19 protein-coding genes are annotated in these 19,264 nt (G+C 73.3%); 9 read left to right on the top strand and 10 right to left on the bottom strand.

All coding sequences use genetic code 11. The features are described from left to right. The first annotated feature begins 88 nt into the window (after positions 1–88). Together ACFYO9_RS27740 and ACFYO9_RS27735 are read left to right on the top strand one after the other, a co-directional pair. The gene (locus ACFYO9_RS27740) at positions 89–1,216 is read left to right on the top strand and encodes a hypothetical protein (protein ID WP_358778238.1); all 1,128 of its coding nucleotides are present in this window, start codon (positions 89–91) and stop codon (positions 1,214–1,216) included. A gap of 29 nt (positions 1,217–1,245) precedes the next feature. After that, entirely contained in the window at positions 1,246–2,346 is a 1,101-nt protein-coding gene (locus tag ACFYO9_RS27735; protein WP_358778237.1) for a phosphotransferase family protein, read from the top strand. A gap of 61 nt (positions 2,347–2,407) precedes the next feature. Here ACFYO9_RS27735 and ACFYO9_RS27730 read toward each other — a convergent pair whose 3' ends face one another. After that, positions 2,408–2,836, bottom strand: coding sequence for a hypothetical protein (locus ACFYO9_RS27730; protein ID WP_358778236.1), 429 nt, complete (start codon positions 2,834–2,836; stop codon positions 2,408–2,410). Positions 2,837–3,108: 272 nt separating this feature from the next. Here ACFYO9_RS27730 and ACFYO9_RS27725 point away from each other — a divergent pair, with 272 nt between their 5' ends. From ACFYO9_RS27725 to fxsA, 4 genes are all read left to right on the top strand, one after another. Beyond that, on the top strand, positions 3,109–3,549 hold the full coding sequence (locus ACFYO9_RS27725; protein WP_030789227.1) for an Lrp/AsnC family transcriptional regulator: 441 nt from the start codon (positions 3,109–3,111) through the stop codon (positions 3,547–3,549). Positions 3,550–3,591: 42 nt separating this feature from the next. Continuing rightward, entirely contained in the window at positions 3,592–5,235 is a 1,644-nt protein-coding gene (locus ACFYO9_RS27720; RefSeq protein WP_358778235.1) for an amidohydrolase, read from the top strand. A gap of 527 nt (positions 5,236–5,762) precedes the next feature. After that, positions 5,763–6,578, top strand: coding sequence for a polyprenol monophosphomannose synthase (locus ACFYO9_RS27715; protein WP_388666680.1), 816 nt, complete (start codon positions 5,763–5,765; stop codon positions 6,576–6,578). Between the two features lie 122 nt (positions 6,579–6,700). Beyond that, on the top strand, positions 6,701–7,267 hold the full coding sequence (gene fxsA, locus ACFYO9_RS27710) for an FxsA family membrane protein (protein ID WP_358778234.1): 567 nt from the start codon (positions 6,701–6,703) through the stop codon (positions 7,265–7,267). Positions 7,268–7,422: 155 nt separating this feature from the next. Here the strand turns inward: fxsA and ACFYO9_RS27705 are convergent, their stop codons facing one another. The 4 genes from ACFYO9_RS27705 to ACFYO9_RS27690 form a co-directional block, all read right to left on the bottom strand. Beyond that, on the bottom strand, positions 7,423–7,797 hold the full coding sequence (locus ACFYO9_RS27705) for an RNA polymerase-binding protein RbpA (RefSeq protein ID WP_030360404.1): 375 nt from the start codon (positions 7,795–7,797) through the stop codon (positions 7,423–7,425). A 256-nt stretch (positions 7,798–8,053) separates the two neighbouring features. Next, entirely contained in the window at positions 8,054–9,406 is a 1,353-nt protein-coding gene (locus ACFYO9_RS27700) for an MFS transporter (protein ID WP_355819459.1), read from the bottom strand. Positions 9,407–9,451: 45 nt separating this feature from the next. Next, positions 9,452–10,219 (bottom strand): glycerophosphodiester phosphodiesterase, encoded by a 768-nt coding sequence (locus ACFYO9_RS27695; protein ID WP_358713299.1) that lies wholly within the window; start codon positions 10,217–10,219, stop codon positions 9,452–9,454. Further along, complete coding sequence (locus ACFYO9_RS27690) at positions 10,216–11,013, bottom strand: YitT family protein (RefSeq protein WP_388666667.1); 798 nt, start codon at positions 11,011–11,013, stop codon at positions 10,216–10,218. Before ACFYO9_RS27690 ends, ACFYO9_RS27695 begins: the two co-directional genes overlap by 4 nt. Positions 11,014–11,043: 30 nt before the next feature. On the opposite strand from ACFYO9_RS27690, the gene ACFYO9_RS27685 reads away from it, so the two are divergent. Next, positions 11,044–12,543 carry a PLP-dependent aminotransferase family protein gene (locus ACFYO9_RS27685; RefSeq protein WP_358778793.1) on the top strand — a complete coding sequence of 500 codons (1,500 nt, stop codon included), beginning with the start codon at positions 11,044–11,046 and terminating at the stop codon, positions 12,541–12,543. A gap of 32 nt (positions 12,544–12,575) precedes the next feature. Here the strand turns inward: ACFYO9_RS27685 and ACFYO9_RS27680 are convergent, their stop codons facing one another. After that, the gene (locus tag ACFYO9_RS27680) at positions 12,576–14,255 is read right to left on the bottom strand and encodes a hypothetical protein (protein ID WP_358778792.1); all 1,680 of its coding nucleotides are present in this window, start codon (positions 14,253–14,255) and stop codon (positions 12,576–12,578) included. A gap of 37 nt (positions 14,256–14,292) precedes the next feature. Beyond that, positions 14,293–14,487 (bottom strand): hypothetical protein, encoded by a 195-nt coding sequence (locus ACFYO9_RS27675; RefSeq protein ID WP_160503705.1) that lies wholly within the window; start codon positions 14,485–14,487, stop codon positions 14,293–14,295. 275 nt (positions 14,488–14,762) lie between these two features. Here ACFYO9_RS27675 and ACFYO9_RS27670 point away from each other — a divergent pair, with 275 nt between their 5' ends. Both ACFYO9_RS27670 and ACFYO9_RS27665 read left to right on the top strand, forming a co-directional pair. Continuing rightward, positions 14,763–15,155, top strand: a complete 393-nt coding sequence (locus ACFYO9_RS27670; RefSeq protein WP_355819472.1) for an ankyrin repeat domain-containing protein — start codon at positions 14,763–14,765, stop codon at positions 15,153–15,155. Between the two features lie 301 nt (positions 15,156–15,456). After that, the gene (locus ACFYO9_RS27665; protein ID WP_358778791.1) at positions 15,457–16,872 is read left to right on the top strand and encodes a HEAT repeat domain-containing protein; all 1,416 of its coding nucleotides are present in this window, start codon (positions 15,457–15,459) and stop codon (positions 16,870–16,872) included. A 35-nt stretch (positions 16,873–16,907) separates the two neighbouring features. On the opposite strand, the gene ACFYO9_RS27660 is transcribed toward ACFYO9_RS27665, so the two are convergent. The 3 genes from ACFYO9_RS27660 to ACFYO9_RS27650 are packed head-to-tail and all read right to left on the bottom strand — an operon-like array spanning position 16,908 to position 19,257. Continuing rightward, positions 16,908–17,777: a biotin-dependent carboxyltransferase family protein gene (locus ACFYO9_RS27660; RefSeq protein ID WP_358778790.1), complete on the bottom strand. Its 870-nt coding sequence runs from the start codon at positions 17,775–17,777 to the stop codon at positions 16,908–16,910. Further along, positions 17,774–18,496, bottom strand: coding sequence for an allophanate hydrolase subunit 1 (locus ACFYO9_RS27655; protein ID WP_358778789.1), 723 nt, complete (start codon positions 18,494–18,496; stop codon positions 17,774–17,776). Before ACFYO9_RS27655 ends, ACFYO9_RS27660 begins: the two co-directional genes overlap by 4 nt. Continuing rightward, entirely contained in the window at positions 18,493–19,257 is a 765-nt protein-coding gene (locus ACFYO9_RS27650) for a 5-oxoprolinase subunit PxpA (RefSeq protein ID WP_358778788.1), read from the bottom strand. Before ACFYO9_RS27650 ends, ACFYO9_RS27655 begins: the two co-directional genes overlap by 4 nt. Positions 19,258–19,264: the final 7 nt, after the last annotated feature.

Raw genomic sequence — 19,264 nt, 5'->3', positions numbered from 1 at the left:
ACTGACGTACCGTCAACTCCGCGCCGGAGGACGAGGACCACATCGCCTCCCGTCGCCCTGAACTGCCGTGTGACCAGGGAGGTTTGACGTGGCAGATGACCGTCCGGTCCCGCTCGACGAATACCCCGTACACCAGGTCCCGCTCTCCATGAAGCACGTCGCGACCGGTGACCGCAACGCGTACGACCGGTGCATCTTCCACCTCTTCGACCACCGGGGCCGCGCCCTGCTCATCCTCGGCCTCGGCGTGTACCCCAACACCGGCATCATCGACGCCTACGCCACCCTGCGCACCGGGGACACGCTCCACGCCGTACGCGCCAGTGACGCCCTCGGCGAGGACCGGATGAACCTCCGCGTCGGCCCGCTGCGCATCACCGTCGACGAGCCGCTGCACCGCATCCGCCTGCAGTGCGCGGCCGACCCCGACGACCCCGCGTCCCTCTCGTACGACCTCACCTGGACCGCCGACTTCCCCGCCCTGTGGGAGCCGCACCACATCCAGCGGCGCGGCGACCGGCTCACCCTCGAAGGGCGCCGCTTCGTGCAGGCCGGGCGGCCCTCCGGGGTGATCAGGGCGGGCGGCGAGGAAACGGTCGTGGCGCCGGAGGAGTGGACCGCGACGCGCGACCGCAGCTGGGGCGTGCGGCCCATCCCGGGTGAGGAACGCGGGCTCTTGGAGGAGGAGTTCGCCACCGAGGGCTTCCACTGGATCTGGTGCCCGGTGCGCTTCGACGACCGTTTCCTCATGGTCATCGCGCAGGAGGACGCGGACGGCTACCGCACCCTGAACGACGCCACCCTCGTCCGCCACGGCATGCGCGACCGCCAACTCGGCTGGCCGCGGGCCGACATCGCCTACCGCTCCGGCACCCGCCACCCCGAGCGCGCCGTCATCCACCTCACCGACCCCGACGGCAAGGGCCCCCTGGAGCTCGGCGTGGAGGTGCTCGCCTCGCTGCCGCTGGCCGTGGGCGCCGGATACCCGCCGGCCGACGACTGGCAGCACGGCACCTGGCGCGGACGCGACTGGACCGACCGGCGCACCTACGACCTGTCGGACCCCGCGACCCACCCTCTCGCCGCCTACGGAGTCATCGACCACGCCGCCCGCTTCACCCTCGACGGGCAGACGGGGTACGGCATCTTCGAGCACGGCAGCTTCGGCCGCCACGACCCGAGCGGCTTCACCGGATTCGACTCCATGGCGCCCTGAGGGCCCGGCCGGAGGAAGGAGCACGGACGATGGCAACGGCACCCCGCCCCCGCACCACCACGCGCGAACCGGAGGAGCTCGCCCGCCGCCTCACCGCCTGGCTCGGCACCCGGCTGCCCGGCGCCAAGGCGGTCGACGTGAGCGTGCCCGAGTCCAACGGCATGTCCAGCGAGACCCTGCTCTGTACCGTGGAGCACCCACAAACGCCGGTCAGGGACTGCGTGTTGCGCGTCGCGGCCGACCCGGCGGCGTACACGATCTTCCCCGTCTACGACATGCCGCGCCAGTACCGCACGATGCGGGTCGTCGCCGAGCACACCGATCTGCCGGTGCCGCGCGTGCTGTGGCTTGAGGAGGATCCGGGCCCGCTCGGCGCCCCGTTCTTCGTCATGGAACGGGTCGAGGGCCGCGTCCCGCCGGACGTCATGCCCTATACGTATGAGGGCAATTGGCTGCACGCGGCGACCGACGCCGAACGCGCCCGTCTGGAGGCGGCGTCGGTCGGGATCGTCGCCCGCCTGCACGACCAAGTGCCGTCCGCCGCAGCCGAGTTCCTGGCCTTGCCCGGCGAGGGTGATCCGTTGCGGCGGCACGTGAAAGCTCAACGCGCCTACTACGACTGGGCGGTGAGCGGAGTGCGTCGCTCACCCCTCATCGAGAGCGCCTTCGACCGCTTGGAGGAGCTGTGGCCCCGCGCCGTGGGCGATCCCGTCCTCAACTGGGGTGATGCCCGCATCGGGAACATCATCTACGACGGCTTCGAGCCCGCCGCCGTCCTCGACTGGGAGATGGCGTCCCTCGCCCCGCGCGAGGTCGACCTCGGCTGGCTGGTCTATCTGCACCGCTTCTTCCAGGACCTGACCGTGAGTTTCGGCCAGCCCGGACTGCCGGACTTCCTGCGCAGGGACCGCATCGAGGAGGCGTACGCCCGGCTCACCGGGCACACACCGCGCGACATGGAGTTCTACACGCTATACGCGGCGCTGCGGCACGCGATCGTCATGCTCCGCGTCGCCTACCGCCAGGTCCACTTCGGCGAGGCCGAGGTGCCCGGGACCGAGGCGGCCGCGGACGCACTGATCCTGCACCACGGCAGTCTGACCGCCATGGTGCAGGGCAGTTACTGGTAATCCTGATCCTGATCCGGAGGCCGGCGCGGCGGCTGTCGCCGTGTCGGCCGCCTCCGGTGCGTCAGGCCGCTCGCCGGTCCTGTCCCGTCGCCCGCATGGGGCGCGAGCCCGGGCCGTTCACGTGCGAGAACGGCTGCGTCCGCCAGTCGAGTCCCTGAGGGAGCGTCAACAGCAGGGCGGTGTCCTGCTCCTGAGCCTCCATCGACTCGTCGGCGGGCGTGGCGTCGGTGGCCGCCCGGCCGGTGCCGGCACAGACCGTCAGCCCGAACGGATTCCACGGAGTGGGGCACAGCGCGTGCTCCGGCAGGACGTCCTCGTCCGCGAGGAGCGCGATGGGCTGCCCGCAGTCGGGGCAGTTCACCCGGTACATCTCAAAGGTGTCGTAGGAGTCGAGAAAGGCGTCAGCCGGTTCGACGCCCTCCGGCTCGGGCTCGGCGGCGGGCTGCTGCCTGGCGCGGGCAGACCGGCCGGAGCGCTTCACATTCTGCATGGGATTCTCCCCCTCGGGTGGGCCGACAAGGCGCTGCGGCCTCGACCACAGCAAGCACTTCCCGTCCCGTCGTAGAGGTAATCGTTGCATCCCTTCGGACACGGCTGCGGGACTGTGGTATTCGTCACATGCCGAGTGGAGTTGCCTGGTCGTGGGGAGGCGAGCGGGCCGGTCGCGCGGAGGTCCGCCGGGGCGCGCGAAAACCACCGGTGCGCGGGTCCGTTCGCGCGCTCAGGTATCCGAGGGGATCAAGAGCCCTGTAGGTTCGCCGCATGGAGGAGCTGGACCGACAGATCGTGCAGCTGCTCGTCAAAGACGGGCGGATGAGCTACACCGACCTGGGCAAGGCCACGGGCCTGTCCACGTCGGCCGTGCACCAGCGGGTGCGCCGCCTGGAGCAGCGGGGCGTCATCCGCGGCTATGCCGCGGTCGTCGACCCCGAGGCGGTCGGCCTTCCGCTCACCGCGTTCATCTCGGTGAAGCCGTTCGACCCCAGCGCCCCCGACGACATCGCCGAACGGCTCGCGGGCGTCCCGGAGATCGAGGCGTGCCACAGCGTCGCCGGCGACGAGAACTACATCCTCAAGGTGCGCGTCGCCACCCCGCTGGAGCTGGAGCACCTGCTGAGCCGGCTGCGCGCCCTCGCCGGCGTCTCCACCCGCACCACCGTCGTCCTCTCCACTCCGTACGAGGCGCGCCCGCCCCAGGTGTGACCCCCGCGTCGGCCGCCCGCCGACAGGGGCGAGACTGGTCCCATGAGCCAGAGCACCGCCCCCGGGAACCCTCCGCAGGATCCGCCGAGCCACCGCACCGTGCTGCTGCGCGGCGGCGACGTCCACAGCCCCGCCGACCCGTTCGCGACCGCGATGGTCGTCGAACGCGGCCACGTCGCCTGGGTCGGCTCCGAGGGCGCGGCCGACGCCTTCACCGACGGCGTCGACGAGATCGTCGACCTGGAAGGGGCGCTGGTCACCCCGGCGTTCACCGACGCCCACGTGCACACCACGGCCACCGGCCTCGCGCTGACGGGCCTCGACCTGACCGGGGCCCGCTCCCTCGCCGAGGCTCTCGTTCTCGTCCGCGAACACGCACATGCGCGCCCGCACGACACCGTCCTGCTGGGGCACGGCTGGGACGCCTCCCGCTGGCCCGACGGCAGGCCGCCCACGCGCGCCGAGCTCGACGAGGCGACCGGCGGCCGCCCGCTGTACCTCTCCCGCATCGACGTCCACTCGGCGGTCGTCACCACCGCGCTCCTCGACCTCGTCCCCGGCGTCACCGAACGCGCCGGCTACCGCCCCGACGCCCCGCTGACGGCCGACGCCCACCACGGGGTGCGCGCCGCCGCCCTCGCCGCGCTCACCCCCCTGCAGCGCACCGAGGCCCAGCGCGCCGCGCTCGGGCACGCCGCCTCGCTCGGCATCGGCTCGGTCCACGAGTGCGCGGGCCCGGAGATCTCCGACGAGGACGACTTCACCGGGCTGCTGCGGCTCGCCGCCGAGGAGCCGGGGCCGCGCGTCGTCGGCTACTGGGCCGAACAGAGCGTCGAGCGGGCCAGGGAGCTGGGCGCGGCCGGCGCCGCAGGAGACCTCTTCGTCGACGGCGCCCTCGGCTCGCACACCGCCTGCCTGCACGAGCCGTACGCGGACGCCGCGCACACCGGCACCGCCCACCTGGACGCCGCCGCCGTCGCCGCGCACGTCGTGGCGTGCACGGAGGCGGGCCTCCAGGCGGGCTTCCACGCCATCGGGGACGCCGCGGTGGCCTCCGTGGCCGACGGGATGCGCCAAGCCGCCGAGAAGGTCGGCCTGGCCCGCGTCCGCGCCGCGCGCCACCGCGTCGAGCACGCCGAGATGCTCACCCCCGAAACCATCGCCGCCTTCGCCGAGTTCGGCCTCACCGCCTCCGTGCAGCCCGCCTTCGACACGCTGTGGGGCGGCGAGGACGGCATGTACGTCCAGCGCCTGGGCGCCGAACGCGCCCGCACCCTCAACCCGTTCGCGGCCCTGCTGCGCACCGGCGTGCCCCTCGCCTTCGGCTCCGACAGCCCCGTCACCCCGCTCGACCCCTGGGGCACCGTCCGCGCCGCCGCCTTCCACCGGACCCCGGAGCACCGCGTCTCCGTGCGCGCCGCGTTCACCGCCCACACCCGCGGCGGCTGGCGGGCCGTCGGCCGCGACGACGCCGGCCTCCTGGTGCCGGGCGCACCCGCGGACTACGCCGTGTGGCGCACCTCCGATCTGGTGGTCCAGGCCCCGGACGACCGCGTGGCCCGCTGGTCGACCGACCCGCGCTCCGGCACGCCGGGCCTGCCCGACCTGTCGCCGGGCGCCGAACTCCCCGTCTGTCTGCGGACGGTGGTGGGCGGCCGGTCGGTGTTCGTGCGGCCACAAGAGTGATGTACCGGCGGTGCGCGGCGCGGATCGCGGCCGGTCACGGGCTCGCACGACCTGGGAATCCTCGGCACTGACCTGGCGGTCCGTGAAGGAGCCGCAGCTCAGCGGGGTATTGACAGAGAGCCGTCGTGGGCCGGTAGGTTCGGCCGGGTCCACCACAGGACGTCCGAGAGGCGAACCTCCACGCGATCGTCGAACGCCGCTGGGTCACGGGTGGTGTGCCGCACCGGCGCACCACCACTGGGAGCCAGGTCCAGCGCCCGCGACGCGGAGGCGAGGGAACGTATCAGCCGATCGGCAGGTGTGACCCGGGTGGGGCCCGGACGCTCAGTAGACAACGGCTTTCGGTCGACCCGCAGCCAGCGGGTCCCAGGTCGGCCCGAAGGGTGCCGGGCCCCGATCCGCAGTACGTCCCGTACGCCCGACGTCCCCGCCGCCCGGCGGGTCGACGGGCGGTACCTGGCCGGTACATCCGCCCCTGACCTCCGTGCCGCCGCTGCACCGCAGGCCGGGGCCACTATGGTGGTCCTCTGCGTACGAACGAAGGGGCAGTAGTGAACGACGGCGGTCGGGTCTCCGAAGCAGGGGACCAGGGGAGGCAGTTCGGCTCGCTCGGCACGGCCTTGGTGATCATTCCGACCTACGACGAGGCGGAGAACATCCAGTCCATCGTCGGCCGGGTGCGGGCCTCCGTACCGGACGCGCACATCCTGGTCGCCGACGACAACAGCCCCGACGGCACCGGCAAGATCGCCGACGAGCTCGTGGCCGGCGACGACCACGTCCACGTGCTGCACCGCAAGGGCAAGGAAGGGCTCGGCGCCGCCTACCTCGCGGGCTTCCGCTGGGGCCTCGAGCACGGTTACGGCGTGCTCGTCGAGATGGACGCCGACGGCTCCCACCAGCCGGAGGAGCTGCCCCGGCTGCTCACCGCGCTGAAGGGCGCCGACCTCGTGCTCGGTTCGCGCTGGGTGCCGGGCGGACGGGTCGTCAACTGGCCCAAGCACCGCGAGTTCATCTCCCGCGGCGGCAGCACGTACTCCCGGCTGCTGCTCGACGTGCCGATCCGCGACGTGACGGGCGGTTACCGCGCCTTCCGCCGCGAGACCCTCGAAGGCCTCGGCCTCGGCGAGGTGGAGTCGCAGGGCTACTGCTTCCAGGTCGACCTGGCGCGCCGCGCGGTCAAGGCGGGCTACCACGTCGTCGAGGTGCCCATCACCTTCGTCGAGCGCGAGCTCGGGGACAGCAAGATGAGCCAGAACATCGTCGTCGAGGCGTTGTGGCGGGTCACCGCCTGGGGCGTGGGGGAGCGCGTCGGCAAGGTCATCGGGCGCAAGCAGCCCTGAGCCGGGCCGAGGGTGTTGCGCCCCTTTGTGCCGGCGGGCGGCGGTCCCGGGCGGCGCCGTCCGCCGGTCGTCTTGATCGTCCCCTTATGCCGGACTGAGGCGCGTCCAGGCACACTGGGACCATGACGAACGGCGCAACGCCCCTCCGCCCCGCCCGGCCCCGGCGCTCCGGCCCCCTCAGGTATCTGCCGCTGGGCATCGCCGCGTGGCTGGTCCTGGAAATCTGGCTGCTCACCGTCGTGGCGGGCGCCACGAGCGGGCTCGTGGTCTTCCTGCTCCTGGTGGGCGGCCTGGTGCTCGGATCCGCGGTGATCAAGCGGGCGGGCCGCCGCGCCTTCCGCAAGCTCCAGGAGGCGGTGCAACAGCAGCAGAGCGGCATGACGCCGGAGCGGGAGAGCGGGGGCGGCGGCGCCCTGACGATGCTGGGCGGGCTCCTGATCATCCTGCCGGGGCTGATCTCGGACGCCCTGGGCCTGCTCCTGCTCGTCCCGCCGGTCCAGAAGGCCCTGGGGCGGTACGCGGAGCGCACCTTCGAGCGCAAGGTGCGCGAGGCGACGCCGGGCGGCCTCGGGGACGCCTACCAGCAGGCGCGCATGCACCGCCCCGACGGCAAGGTCGTCCCGGGCGAGGTCATCAGGGACGACGCGCCGCACACCCCGCGCCCGGACGACCCGCAGCTGCCCCGCTGAGTCCGCGGGGACCTGCGCGGGGCGCGCGCCTGCGTGCGCGACGGAAACCGCACAGAGGTGCGGACGGACACGCAAAGGGCCGGGGCCACTGCTCAGCAGTGGCCCCGGCCCTCTGTGCTGCGTTGCGCGGTGCGGGTGAGCGCGAAAGGTCGCCGTCAGGCGGACTTCCGGCTGTCCCGCGGGTGCACCGCGATGTTCATGGCGCCCGACCGGAGGACCGCGAGACGCTCCTCCAGGACCTCTTCGAGTTCCTCTCGGGTACGGCGCTCCATGAGCATGTCCCAGTGCGTACGCGCCGGCTTGCCCTTCTTCTCCTCAGGTCCGTCGCCGTCTACCAGGAGTGCCTGGGCCCCGCAGACCTTGCACTCCCACTCCGGCGGGATCTCCGCCTCGACCGAGAACGGCATCTCGAAACGATGTCCGTTCTGGCATGCGTACTCCACGGCCTGGCGCGGAGCCAGGTCGATGCCGCGGTCGGTCTCGTAGCTTGTCACCACGAGACGCGTGCCGCGAAGAGCTCGCTCACTCATGAATCGTGCCTCCCGGGCTTGTCGCCCACAGGACAGGTGTCGCTGTCGTCGTCATCCGGTCAACGTCCGGTCGGCGGTAAAGATTCCCGTTCAGGGTCATGCGTCGCCGTCGTATGCCGCCCCTTGTTGTACCCACCAGCGCCCGGTTTGTCACATCTAGTAGCAGATGTCACCCAGCGTTTCTGATTCTTCAGCTCGCAGTAACGGTCCGCCTGGCAGGCCAAACGCGTACACTACCGGCCTTTGGCCTCAGTTGCTAAATCCGGTCGGGTACGGGATTGCCCGCGTCGCGCACCGCGCGTCGTACAGGTACCCGCAAAAGCAGGATGAAACCCACCAAAAAGAACACGACGAGCGAGACGATCGCGTCCCGGTAGCTCCCGGTGAGCTGATAGGTCAGGCCGAAGATCAACGGTCCGAGCCAGGCCATGCCCCGGTCGCTGATCTCGTACGCGGAGAAGTACTCGGCTTCCTTGCCGCTCGGCACCATGTGCGAGAAGAGCGAACGGGAGAGCGCCTGTGTGCCGCCGAGCACCAGGCCGATGCCCGCGGCCAGGACGAAGAACCAGGCCGGTGCGCCCGCGGGCAGGAAGTAGCCGGCCCCGATCGTGACCGTCCAGGCCACCAGCGAGCCGAGTACCACCCGCCGCGCCCCGTACGTCCGGGCGAGCCGCCCCATGGCGAGCGCGCCGGCGACGGCGAGCAGCTGGACGAGCAGCACCGCGACGATCAGCGTGGACTGGCCGAGCCCCAGTTCCTCGGAGCCGTAGACGGACGCCTGCGAGATCACCGTCTGGACCCCGTCGTTGTAGACGAGGTACGCCAGCAGGAACGCCAGCGTGTGCGGATGGCGGCGCATGTCCCGCAGCGTCTCCCGCAGCTGGCGTCCGCCCCCGCGCGGCGCCGCGTCCGCAGGGTGCGGCGTCCCGCGGTCCCGCAGCCGCTTCAGGGGTACGAGGGTGAAGGCGCCCCACCACACGCCCGCCGACGCCAGGCAGATCCGGACCGCGGTCGCCTCCGAGACGCCGAAGCTGTCGTGGGCGAGGAAGAGGACGAGGTTCAGGACCAGGACGAGGGCGCCGGCCGCGTAGCCGAAGGCCCAGCCGCGCGAGGAGACCGCGTCACGCTCGTGCGGGGGAGCGATCTGCGGCAGATAGGAGTTGTAGAGCACCATCGACACGGCGAGCGAGGCGTTGGCGACGATCAGCAGCAGGCCGCCGAGGAGATAGCGGTCGCCGGACAGGAAGAACATGCCCGCCGTCGCGGCCGCCCCCAGGTACGCGGAGACCGCGAGGAGCGGTTTCTTGCGGCCCGAGCGGTCGGCGGCCGCCGCCGCGAGCGGCATCACGAAGACCGACAGGAGCACGGACACGGACACCGTGTACGCGAAGAAGGAACCGGCGCGGACCGGGACGCCCAGCGGGTGCACATAGCCGTCCGGGTCCGCCGCCGTCTTGGCGATCTCCGTGAGGTAGGGCCCCAGGAACACGGTCAGGACGCTCGTCGAGTAGACCGAGCACGCCCAGTCGTAGAAGTACCAGCCGCGCTGCTCGTGCCGTCGCGTGGCGGCCGTGTCGTCGGCCGCCGCCTTCAGGGTGTCGGTGCCCACCCGTGACCTCGCTGTTCCCCGTGGTGCGAACGCCGTCCCAGGCGGTCAGACCCAGGTCCCCCGGTCCTTCAGCACCCCGCGCAGCGTCTCGATGTGATCGGAAACTATGCCATCCACGCCGAGGTCGAGGAGAGCGCTCATCCGCTCGGCGTCGTTGACGGTCCAGACGTGGACCTGCAGCCCGCGCGCGTGGGCGGCGCGCACGAAGCGGCGGTCGACCACGCGGAGCCTGCCGTGCGTCTCGGGCACCTGGGCGCAGACCGCGGAGCGGCGCAGGGCGGCGGGACCGCCGTAGGAGCGCAGCCGCAGCGCCGCCACACCCCGCGTGCCCAGCGAGGTGGCCAGGCGCGGGCCCGCAAGGCGCTGGGCCCTGGCCACCCGCGCCTCGCTGAACGAGCCGACGCAGACGCGGTCCCAGGAGTCGGTGCGGCGGATCAGGTCGAGCAGCGGCCGGAGCGCGGGCTCCGCCTTGACGTCCACGTTCCAGCGCACCTCGGGGAACGCCTCCAGGAGCTCGTCGAAGAGCGGCACCGGCTCGCTGCCCGCCACACGCGCGCGGCGCACCTCGCTCCACGGCAGGTCGACGATGCGTCCCGCCGCGTCCGTCACACGGTCCAGTGTCGCGTCGTGGAAGGCGACGAGGCGGCCGTCGGCCGTGGCGTGCACATCGGTCTCGATGTAGCGGTAGCCGAGGCCGACGGCGCGCCGGAAGGCCGCGGCGGTGTTCTCCAGACCGTCCGCCGCGCCGCCGCGGTGGGCGAGGGCGAGGGGGCCGGGGTGGTCGAGGTAGGGGTGGCGCACGGGGAGGGTCACCGCTGAAGTATCGCCTGCTCCGAGGGTGTGCCGGCGGCCACGACGGTGCCGGTTCCCGGGCCGGTGGCGGTGCCGGCGGCGGGTGCGGCCGTGGCTTCGGGCGCGGGGAGGGCGAAGAGCCGCAGGAAGAGCTGGGCCAGCGGGCCGATGGCCAGTGCGTAGACGACGGTGCCGATGCCCACCGTGCCGCCGAGCGCGAATCCGGTGGCGACCACCACGACTTCGACGAGGGTCCGCATCAGCCGGATGGAGCGGCCGGTGCGTTGGTGCAGGCCCGTCATGAGGCCGTCGCGGGGGCCGGCGCCGAAGGCGGCCGCGATGTAGAGGCCGGTGGCCGCGCCGTTCAGGAGGATGCCGGCCACCATGAGCGGAACCCGTGCGAGCAGGCCGTGCGCGTCGGGGAGCAGCGCGAGCACGGCGTCCATCACGAGGCCGATGACGAAGACGTTCGAGACCGTGCCGAGCCCCGGACGCTGCCTGAGCGGGATCCACAGCAGCAGGACCGCCGCGCCCACGATGATGGAGACGACGCCGATCGACAGGCCGCTGATCTCCGCGAGCCCCTGATGCAGCACGTTCCACGGCTCCAGGCCGAAACCCGACACCACCAGGAGCGCGGAGCTCACGCCGTACAGAGTGAGGCCCGCGTACAGCTGCACCAGCCCGCGGGGCAGGTGTCGATGCGGGAGCCGCCGTGGCGCCTCAAGTGTGGTCCTGGACAAGTGGTGCCCCCTGCTGTGGTGGTAGTGGCCTGGTGCGTGACACTCTGTGGCGTGCACGGCATGGCCAACCATGGCCAATTCAGGGAAGGTGGACCGGTAATCGTGGCCCAGTGGACTTCGGCGATGGGTTCGACGCAGCTCGCCCGTCTTCTCGCCTCACAGCAGGACCGCCCCGCGGGCACCGGCACCCGCCGCCCGCCCGCCTACCGCGCCCTCGCCGACGGTATCCGGCTGCTCGTGCTGGAGGGCCGGGTGCCGGTCGCCGCCCGCCTGCCCGCCGAGCGCGAGCTCGCCGTCGCCCTAGCCGTCAGCCGCACCACCGTCGCCGCCGCCTACGAGGCGCTGCGCACCGAAGGGTTCCTGGAGTCCCGCAGGGGCGCGGGCAGCTGGACCGCCGTACCGGCCGGTAACCCGCTTCCCGCGCGCGGGCTCGAACCGCTGCCGCCCGAGGCCCTCGGCTCCATGATCGACCTGGGCTGCGCGGCGCTGCCTGCCCCCGAGCCCTGGCTCACCCGCTCCGTCCAGGGCGCCCTCGAAGCCCTGCCGCCGTACGCCCACACGCACGGCGACTACCCGGCGGGCCTGCCCGCCCTGCGCGAGATGCTCGCCGAGCGCTACACCGCGCGCGGCATCCCCACCATGCCCGAACAGATCATGGTGACCACCGGCGCGATGGGCGCCATCGACGCGATCTGCCACCTCTTCGCGGGCCGGGGCGAACGCATCGCCGTGGAGTCCCCCTCGTACGCCAACATCCTCCAGCTGATGCGCGAGGCGGGGGCCCGCCTTGTTCCCGTCGCGATGGCCGAGGGCCTGCGGGGCTGGGACATGGACCGCTGGCGCCAGGTGCTGCGCGACGCCGCGCCCCGGCTCGCGTACGTCGTCGCGGACTTCCACAACCCGACGGGCGCCCTAGCCGACGAGGACCAGCGCAGGCAGCTTGTCGAGGCGGCCCGTTCGGCGGGCACGGTCCTCGTCGTCGACGAGACGATGAGCGAGCTCGGACTCGACGCGGACCTCGCCATGCCCCGGCCCGTGTGCGGCTTCGACCCCGCGGGCTCCACCGTCGTCACCGTCGGCTCGGCCAGCAAGGCCTTCTGGGCGGGCATGCGCATCGGCTGGGTACGGGCGGCGCCCGACGTGATCCGCAGTCTGGTCGCCGCACGCGCGTACGCCGACCTCGGCACCCCGGTGCTCGAACAGCTGGCCGTGAACTGGCTCCTGAACACCGGTGGCTGGCAGGCCGCCGTGGACGTGCGCAGGGAGCAGGCCAGGGAGAACCGGGACGCGCTGGTCGCGGCCGTCCGCCGGGAGCTGCCCGACTGGGAGTTCGAGGTGCCGCGCGGCGGGCTCACCCTGTGGGTGCGGACCGGGGGCCTTTCGGGGTCCCGGCTCGCCGAGGTGGGGGAGCGCGTGGGGGTACGGGTGCCGTCCGGGCCGCGCTTCGGCGTCGACGGGGCCTTCGAGGGGTACGTGCGGCTGCCGTTCACCGTCGGGGGAGCGGTGGCCGAGGAGGCGGCGGTGCGGCTCGCCGCTGCGGCCCGCCTCGTGGAGACGGGGGCCGGCGCGGGCGCGCAGGCCGCACACCCGTTCGTCGCCTGACGAAGCGCGGCGCCGCCCGCGCCGCGCCGTCCTCAGCTCTCGGCGGGGACCCGCTGTGCTCCCGCGGTCTCGGGGGCGGGTTCCAGGGGGACCGACTCGGCCTCGGTGGCCGCGGGGATGGTGTCGGCCACGGTGGTGTCCACCCGGCCGGGGTCGACGGCGGTGTCCGCCGTGGTCTCCGAGGTGTCCGGCGGAGTGATCCGGTCCGGCAGCAGGTCGAGGACCGCGCGGCGGTGCGCCTCACTGGTCGCCTCGTCGTACGGGTCGGGGGTCGCCGGCACCTGGAGGCGGTGCACCGGACCGGTGCCGAGGCGGGCATAGCCCCGGCCGGGCGGCACGTCCTGGGTGACCGTCGTGTGCGGCGGCACCCCGAGGACCTCCTCCAGCTGGTCGATCGTGGCGGGCCCGAGCAGCACGCGCGCGCGGGTGTGCTGGTGCACGGCGTCGCTCAGCGAGTCCAGCGTGTCCAGCTGATCGGCCACGACGACCGTCACATTGGCCGCCCTGCCGTGCCGCAGCGGAACCTGCAGCAGTGTCTGCGGGTCACGGCGCCCGTCGGCCGCGGCGAGGTGGCCCAGGGCGCTGGGGCGGTCGAGGAAGATCCACAGGGGGCGCTTGGTGTCCTCGGGCGGCGGGTGGCCCGCCTGCCGGGCCCGGTTCGCCGAGATCAGCCGGCGCTCGGTCTCGTGCGCCGCCCACTCCAGGCTGGCCAGGGCGCCGGTGAGCCCGCACTCGACGGCGAGGACCCCGCCGCGGCCGGTCAGACAGGCGTAGTCGCCGGTGCCGCTGCCCTCGACGATGAGGATGTCGCCGTACTGCAGGGCCTGCAGCGCGATGGAGCGCAGCAGCGTCGTCGTGCCGCTGCCCGGCTGGCCCGCGATGAGCAGATGGGGCTCGGTGGAGCGGATTCCGGTGCGCCACACGACGGGGGGTACGTCGCGCGACTCCGTGCCGTCGGCGCCGTCGGTCACCGGCAGGGTGCGCTGGACGCCGGTCTCGTCGGTGAAGCCCAGGACGGTCTCGCCGGGCGCGGTGACGAAGCGCTGGGCGGCGATGTCGGTGGGGAGGGGGGCGAGCACCGAGACGGTGAGCTCGTTGCCCTCCTCGTCCCACGCGAAGTGGTATTCGCGGCCGCGGCCCGACTTGGCGTGCAACAACTGCTCGATCCGCGCGCGGGCGTCGGGTTCGCCGTCCGTGAAGTACGCGGGATAGTGCACGACGAGCCGGGAGATGCGCCCGGTGTCGTCGAACTCGTGGTCGGTGAGCGCCTTGTCCCACTCCCCGCCGTGCGCGAAGAGCGGGGCGGGGTCCTCGGGGACCGAGAAGTACGGGACGAGCGCTTCGTAGAGGGACTGCAGCCGCTGCGTCTGCGACTCGTCAGGACCGGTCGGCTCCGGGGCGGAGCGCTCACGGCCCGTCCACGCGGCGGCCGCCATCAGGCAGATGGCGGCGAGCAGCGGCCCGTAGGGGACGAGGGCCACGACCAGGACCACGGAGGCCGCCATGAACAGCAGCGGTCCTCGCTTGTCCTTGGGGGTGTCGGCCCACCTGCGCCGTCCGGCGGCAGCCAGCCGGCGCAGTCCGCGGGTGATCGTGATCAGCGGGTGGAGTACGTCGGTGGCGTTGTCGGCTGCCGACCGTGCCAGCTCCCGGCTCCGGGCGAGGGATGCGGTACCGGTGCTCAGAATGCGGGGGAGTGGGCGCCTGGCCACGTCAGTCTCCTGAAGGTGCGTACGAACGGCGGGGACGTCAGAACTTGATCCCGCCCAGGAGGCTCGCCAGGCTCGCGCTGCCCGCCTTGATGCTCGGGGCGATGGCGGTGCCCGCCATGAAGAAGCCGAAGAGGGCGCAGACCACGGCGTGGGACGCCTTCAGTCCGTCCTTGCGGAAGAAGAGGAAGACGATGATTCCGAGCAGCACGACGCCCGAGATGGAAAGAATCATGACGGTTCTCCTGGTTGGTGGGGACAGTCACCATGAGTTCTTCCAGGTTCACAGCATGTATCCATACGATTAAAGGTGCAAATGGGTTAATTATTGGGGATTTCCCCCGAATGGCGGAGCCCTGTTGGGCCGCGCGGGAGCCGGATCGTGCGGTCCGCCGGTCCCGCCGTGATCCTTGCCTCGGGTGGCCCGCGTCATGTGCCCGCGAGGGCAGTACCCTGTCGATTCACTCGTACGGCTGCACCGGCAGCGCACCCAGAAAGGCGGACGCCCCCATGAGCGAAGCCCCCGACCCGGAGGTCGTGGAGCTGGCGACCAAGATCTTCGATCTGGCACGTCAGGGCGATGCCCCGACGCTCGCTGCGTACGTCGACGCGGGTGTCCCGGCGAACCTCACGAACGACAGCGGCGACTCGCTGGTGATGCTGGCGGCCTATCACGGGCACGCCGACGCCGTCCGCGTCCTGGTGGAGCGCGGCGCCGACACCAACCGCGCCAACGACCGCGGGCAGACGCCGCTCGCCGGTGCCGTCTTCAAGGGCGAGGACGAGGTGGTCCGGGCGCTCCTGGAGGGCGGCGCGGATCCGGCGGCGGGGATGCCGTCGGCCGTCGACACCGCACGGATGTTCGGGAAGCTGGACCTGCTTCAGCTGTTCGGTGCCGCCTAGGCGGGGTACCTGACCAGCAGCAACGGGGGCGCTGGAAATGTGGTCGCGGCGGAGCTGACCGCCGGGTCATCATGACGACGTGATTCACGGACGCGACGGCGGGGCAGGTTTCGCCGCACCGCGCGGACCGTGAGCGGCCCGCCCCCGGACCTCCCGTCCGGGATCCCCTGGGCCATGGACGAGAGGCAGAGGAAGATGGTCTTCGACAAGCAAATGACGGCGGGCGGCCCGACGTGTTGGCGCACGGCCAGGTAATGCGTGATTCCCGGTTGCGTCGACGCTTGATGTGAGGCTGTTTCCCATGTTCGATCCGGTCATAGCGCCCAGCGGTACGCTGCTCGGCCTGCTGCAGAGGGGCCGCGGCGACGGCACGCTGCACGCGCTCACCGCCCCACGCTCCGAGGCGCTCGCCGCCCTCGACCACTGCGTGCTCCACGATCCCCGCCACGACTGGCAGGTGGAGAACCGCTCGCTGTACTACGCCCGGCTCTACCTCGACCTGCACGGCGGGCTCGGCGAGATCGAGCGCCACCTCTTCGACGCCGAGGACGTCCTCACCACGGACGAGTCCCGCACCGGCCTCGCCCTCGCCGTCCTCGGACACCTCGCCTCGTACGGCAGGCAGGACGCCCTGGAGCTGCTGCGCAGGTACGCGGCGTTCGGCTCCAACTGGGCGTGGGCCCTGGACGAGCTGGCGCTGCGCGACGACGACGCGGGCCTGCGCGCCCTTGCCGCCCCCGTGCTCGCCCGGTTCACTCCCGACGCCGAGGGCGAGGCCGAGCTGGCCGCCGCCGTCCGCGACGCCTACGAACCGCGGCCCTGGCGCCTGTGGGAAGAGGACCCCCGCGCCGATGTCGGCGGCCGCGTGCGCGCCGCGCGGGAACAGGGCTCCTTCGACCGCTGGCAACGCCAGATGCGACCCTCAGGGCCGCGCCCCGGCTGGAGCGTGCAGGCCGTCTTCGACTGGGCGCAGGAAGGCCTGGAGCGGGGCGCCGTGCTGTACGTGCCCGCCGCCCGCTGCCTGACCGCGGTCGCGGGCCCCGAGGACCGCCCCGAGATCATCGAGGCCGCCCGCACCGGCTCGGACGGAGCGCGCGGCACCGCCCTGCGCTACCTCGCCGACACCCACGACCCCGCCGTGCTCGACCTCATCGAGTACGCCGCGCAGGACCCCTCCGAGGTCGTGGTGGACGCCGCGACCGGCGCCTTCGAACGGATGCGCAGCGTCGCCGCCGTGGAGCGCGCCCGGCGCTGGGCCCTCAGGCCCGACGCGCTCGGCGCCGCCGCGGGCCGGATGCTCGCCTGCCGGGGCGGCGCGCAGGACAGCAAGCTCGTCCTCGCCGCGCTCCGCGAGGCCGTCCGGGGCGAGGGCCCCGACGCGCCGACGCTGTGGACCCTCGTGGACGGCGCGGGACGCCTCGGCATCGCCTGTGCCGCCCCCGTGCTGCGCCACGTCTACCGCGAGACCGCCTCCTCCCATCTCCGCGGCCGCGCCGCCCGCGCGCTGGCCGCCACCGACCCCTCCTTCGCCGCCGGCTTCGCCGTCGAGTGCCTGTGGGACTGCGAGGAGTCCACCCGCGAGGTCGCCGCACGGCACGCCGAGACCGGTGACGCCCGGGTGGTCAACCGGCTCAGGCGGCTCGCCGCCGACCCCGCCGAAGAGGACGACGTACAGAGCGCGGTGCGCAGCAGGATCGGCCCGGACGCGGCCGTGTAGGACGACCGTGCGGCGTGGTCCGGCCGGCCGCGGGGTCAGCGTCGGCCGGCCCCGACGAAGCGCACCGGAGTCCCCGGCCGCGCCTGGGCCGCCGCGGCCAGGTCGGCCTCCCGGACGACCGCGACCACCGGGTAGCCCCCGGTGGTGGGGTGGTCGGCGAGGAAGACGACGGGCCTGCCGTCCGGCGGCACCTGCACGGCGCCCAGCACCATTCCCTCGCTCGGCAGTTCGCCCCGCAACGCGCGCTCCAGGGCGGGGCCTTCGGTTCGCAGGCCGATGCGGTTGCTCGCCGCGGACACCCGGTACGCGCGCGTGGTGAGCGTTTTCAGCGCCGCCGCCGTGAACCAGTCGGACCGCGGCCCGAAGGTCACCCGCAGCGTGAGCTCGTGCGGCGGCGCGGGGAGCGGGACGGCGTCCACGCGCGCGTGCGGGCCGCCCGGAGTTCCCAGGGGCAGCACAGCGCCGTCCGCCAGCGGGGGCGGGCCGAGTCCGGACAGCAGGTCCGTGGAGCGGCTGCCGAGCACCGGTTCGACGGCGATGCCGCCGTCGAACGCGACGTAGCACCGCACTCCGGAGGCCGCGGCGCCCACGTCGAGGAGCGCTCCGGCGGGCACGCGCACCGGTGCTCCCCAGGGGGCGGGGCGGCCGTCCACGGTGACGGGGCAGGGCGCGCCGAGGACCGCGACGGTCACCGGGCGGCGCGGGCGCACGGCGACGCCGTCGAGGGTGGTCTCCAGGGCGGCGGCGTCCGGCGGGTTGCCGACCAGCCGGTTGGCCAGGCGCAGCGTGGGCGGGTCGAGGGCCCCCGAGCGCGGCACCCCGAGATGGGCGTGGCCGGGGCGTCCGAGGTCCTGCACGGTGGTCAGCGCCCCGGACCGCACGACGGCGAAGGCACGGTCGGTCATCGCGCCTCCGGTGCGGAGGCCGGCGGGGCCTGCCGGTCGGACGGGGTCTCCGGGCTGCCGGACCGGGTCTTCGGCCCGCCGGACGGGGTCTTCGGTTCGTCCGTCGGCGGCGGGGCCGGGACGAAGCGGACGCGGACGCCGGGGGAGAGCAGCGCGGCGGGTTCGCGCGCGGGGTCCCACAGCACGGCGTCCGTCGAGCCGATCAGCTGCCAGCCGCCGGGGGAGGCCCGCGGGTAGACGCCCGTGTACGGTCCGGCCAGGGCGACGCTGCCCCGCGGGACGGCGGTGCGGGGCGTGTCCCGGCGCGGCACCCCGTAGCGCTCGGGAAGCCCGGTCAGATAGCCGAAGCCGGGCGCGAACCCGCAGAAGGCCACCCGGAATTCGGCCGCCGCGTGGATCCGTGCCACCTCGGCCACGGGCACGCCCCAGTGCGCGGCCACGTCCGCCAGGTCCGGCCCGTCGTACCGCACGGGGATCTCCAGGACGGCGCCCGCGCGCGGGGGCAGCGGCGGGATCTCCCAGCCGGACAGCTCCGCCCCGACGCGTGCGGGCTCGTCGAGGCCGTCGAGGAGCACCGTGCGGGCGGCGGGGACGATCTCCCGTACCCGCAGCGAGCCGGCCGCGCGGCGGCGGAGCAGTTCGGCGTGCAGGGCCTGCGCCTCGGTCCCGTCGGCGAGTTCGACGAGCAGGGCGCGGTCACCGACCGGCAGGGTCCTCATGCGAAGGCCTCCACCCGCACGCCCGCCGACTCCAGTGCGCCACGCACCCGGCGGGCCAGGTCCACGGCCCCCGGGGTGTCCCCGTGCAGACACAGCGAGCGCGCGCGGACGGCGATCTCGCGGCCGCCGTGCGAGGTGACGCGGCCGGACCGGGCCATGCCGACCGACCGCGCGACGACGCGGTCCGCCTCCGCGACGACCGCTCCCGGGGCGGTCCGGGGAACCAAAGTGCCCTCGTCGGTGTAGGCGCGGTCCGCGAACGCCTCGGTGACGACCGGCAGTCCGGCCTTCTCCGCCCTCTCCAGGAGGCGCGATCCGGGAAGCCCGAGGAGGGGCAGCGAGGCGTCGGCGAGGAGCACGCCGTCGACGACCGCGCGGGCCTGATCCTCGTCGTGGACGACGCGGTTGTAGAGCGCGCCGTGCGGCTTCACGTACGACACGCGCGTACCGGCCGCCCGCGCGAACACCTCCAAGGCGCCGATCTGGTACGCCACTTCGGCGGCCAGCTCCGCGGCCGGCACGTCCATGGCGCGCCGCCCGAACCCCGCCAGGTCGCGGTAGGAGACCTGCGCCCCGATCCGCACCCCGCGCCCGGCGGCGAGGTCGCACACCCGGCGCATGGTGACCGGGTCACCGGCGTGGAACCCGCACGCCACATTGGCGCTGGTGACGACGGACAACAGTGCGTCGTCGTCGGTCAGGTGCCAGTGGCCGAAGCCCTCGCCGAGGTCGGCGTTGAGGTCGATCGAGGTGGTGCTCATGTACGGA

The organism is Streptomyces sp. NPDC005863, from assembly GCF_042871345.1.
GTDB lineage: Bacteria > Actinomycetota > Actinomycetes > Streptomycetales > Streptomycetaceae > Streptomyces.
Note: the sequence above shows the minus strand (reverse complement) of the source record. Positions and strands in the feature narration are given on the sequence as shown.

What these genes read in the sequence shown, in the direction of transcription:
- ACFYO9_RS27735 (WP_358778237.1), top strand. Translation starts at nt 1,246, where the DNA reads ATGGCAACGGCACCCCGCCCCCGCACCACCACGCGCGAACCGGAGGAG.
- ACFYO9_RS27730 (WP_358778236.1), bottom strand. Translation starts at nt 2,836, where the DNA reads ATGCAGAATGTGAAGCGCTCCGGCCGGTCTGCCCGCGCCAGGCAGCAG.
- ACFYO9_RS27725 (WP_030789227.1), top strand. Translation starts at nt 3,109, where the DNA reads ATGGAGGAGCTGGACCGACAGATCGTGCAGCTGCTCGTCAAAGACGGG.
- ACFYO9_RS27720 (WP_358778235.1), top strand. Translation starts at nt 3,592, where the DNA reads ATGAGCCAGAGCACCGCCCCCGGGAACCCTCCGCAGGATCCGCCGAGC.
- fxsA (WP_358778234.1), top strand. Translation starts at nt 6,701, where the DNA reads ATGACGAACGGCGCAACGCCCCTCCGCCCCGCCCGGCCCCGGCGCTCC.
- ACFYO9_RS27705 (WP_030360404.1), bottom strand. Translation starts at nt 7,797, where the DNA reads ATGAGTGAGCGAGCTCTTCGCGGCACGCGTCTCGTGGTGACAAGCTAC.
- ACFYO9_RS27690 (WP_388666667.1), bottom strand. Translation starts at nt 11,013, where the DNA reads ATGGTTGGCCATGCCGTGCACGCCACAGAGTGTCACGCACCAGGCCAC.
- ACFYO9_RS27675 (WP_160503705.1), bottom strand. Translation starts at nt 14,487, where the DNA reads ATGATTCTTTCCATCTCGGGCGTCGTGCTGCTCGGAATCATCGTCTTC.
- ACFYO9_RS27670 (WP_355819472.1), top strand. Translation starts at nt 14,763, where the DNA reads ATGAGCGAAGCCCCCGACCCGGAGGTCGTGGAGCTGGCGACCAAGATC.
- ACFYO9_RS27665 (WP_358778791.1), top strand. Translation starts at nt 15,457, where the DNA reads ATGTTCGATCCGGTCATAGCGCCCAGCGGTACGCTGCTCGGCCTGCTG.
- ACFYO9_RS27660 (WP_358778790.1), bottom strand. Translation starts at nt 17,777, where the DNA reads ATGACCGACCGTGCCTTCGCCGTCGTGCGGTCCGGGGCGCTGACCACC.
- ACFYO9_RS27655 (WP_358778789.1), bottom strand. Translation starts at nt 18,496, where the DNA reads ATGAGGACCCTGCCGGTCGGTGACCGCGCCCTGCTCGTCGAACTCGCC.
- ACFYO9_RS27650 (WP_358778788.1), bottom strand. Translation starts at nt 19,257, where the DNA reads ATGAGCACCACCTCGATCGACCTCAACGCCGACCTCGGCGAGGGCTTC.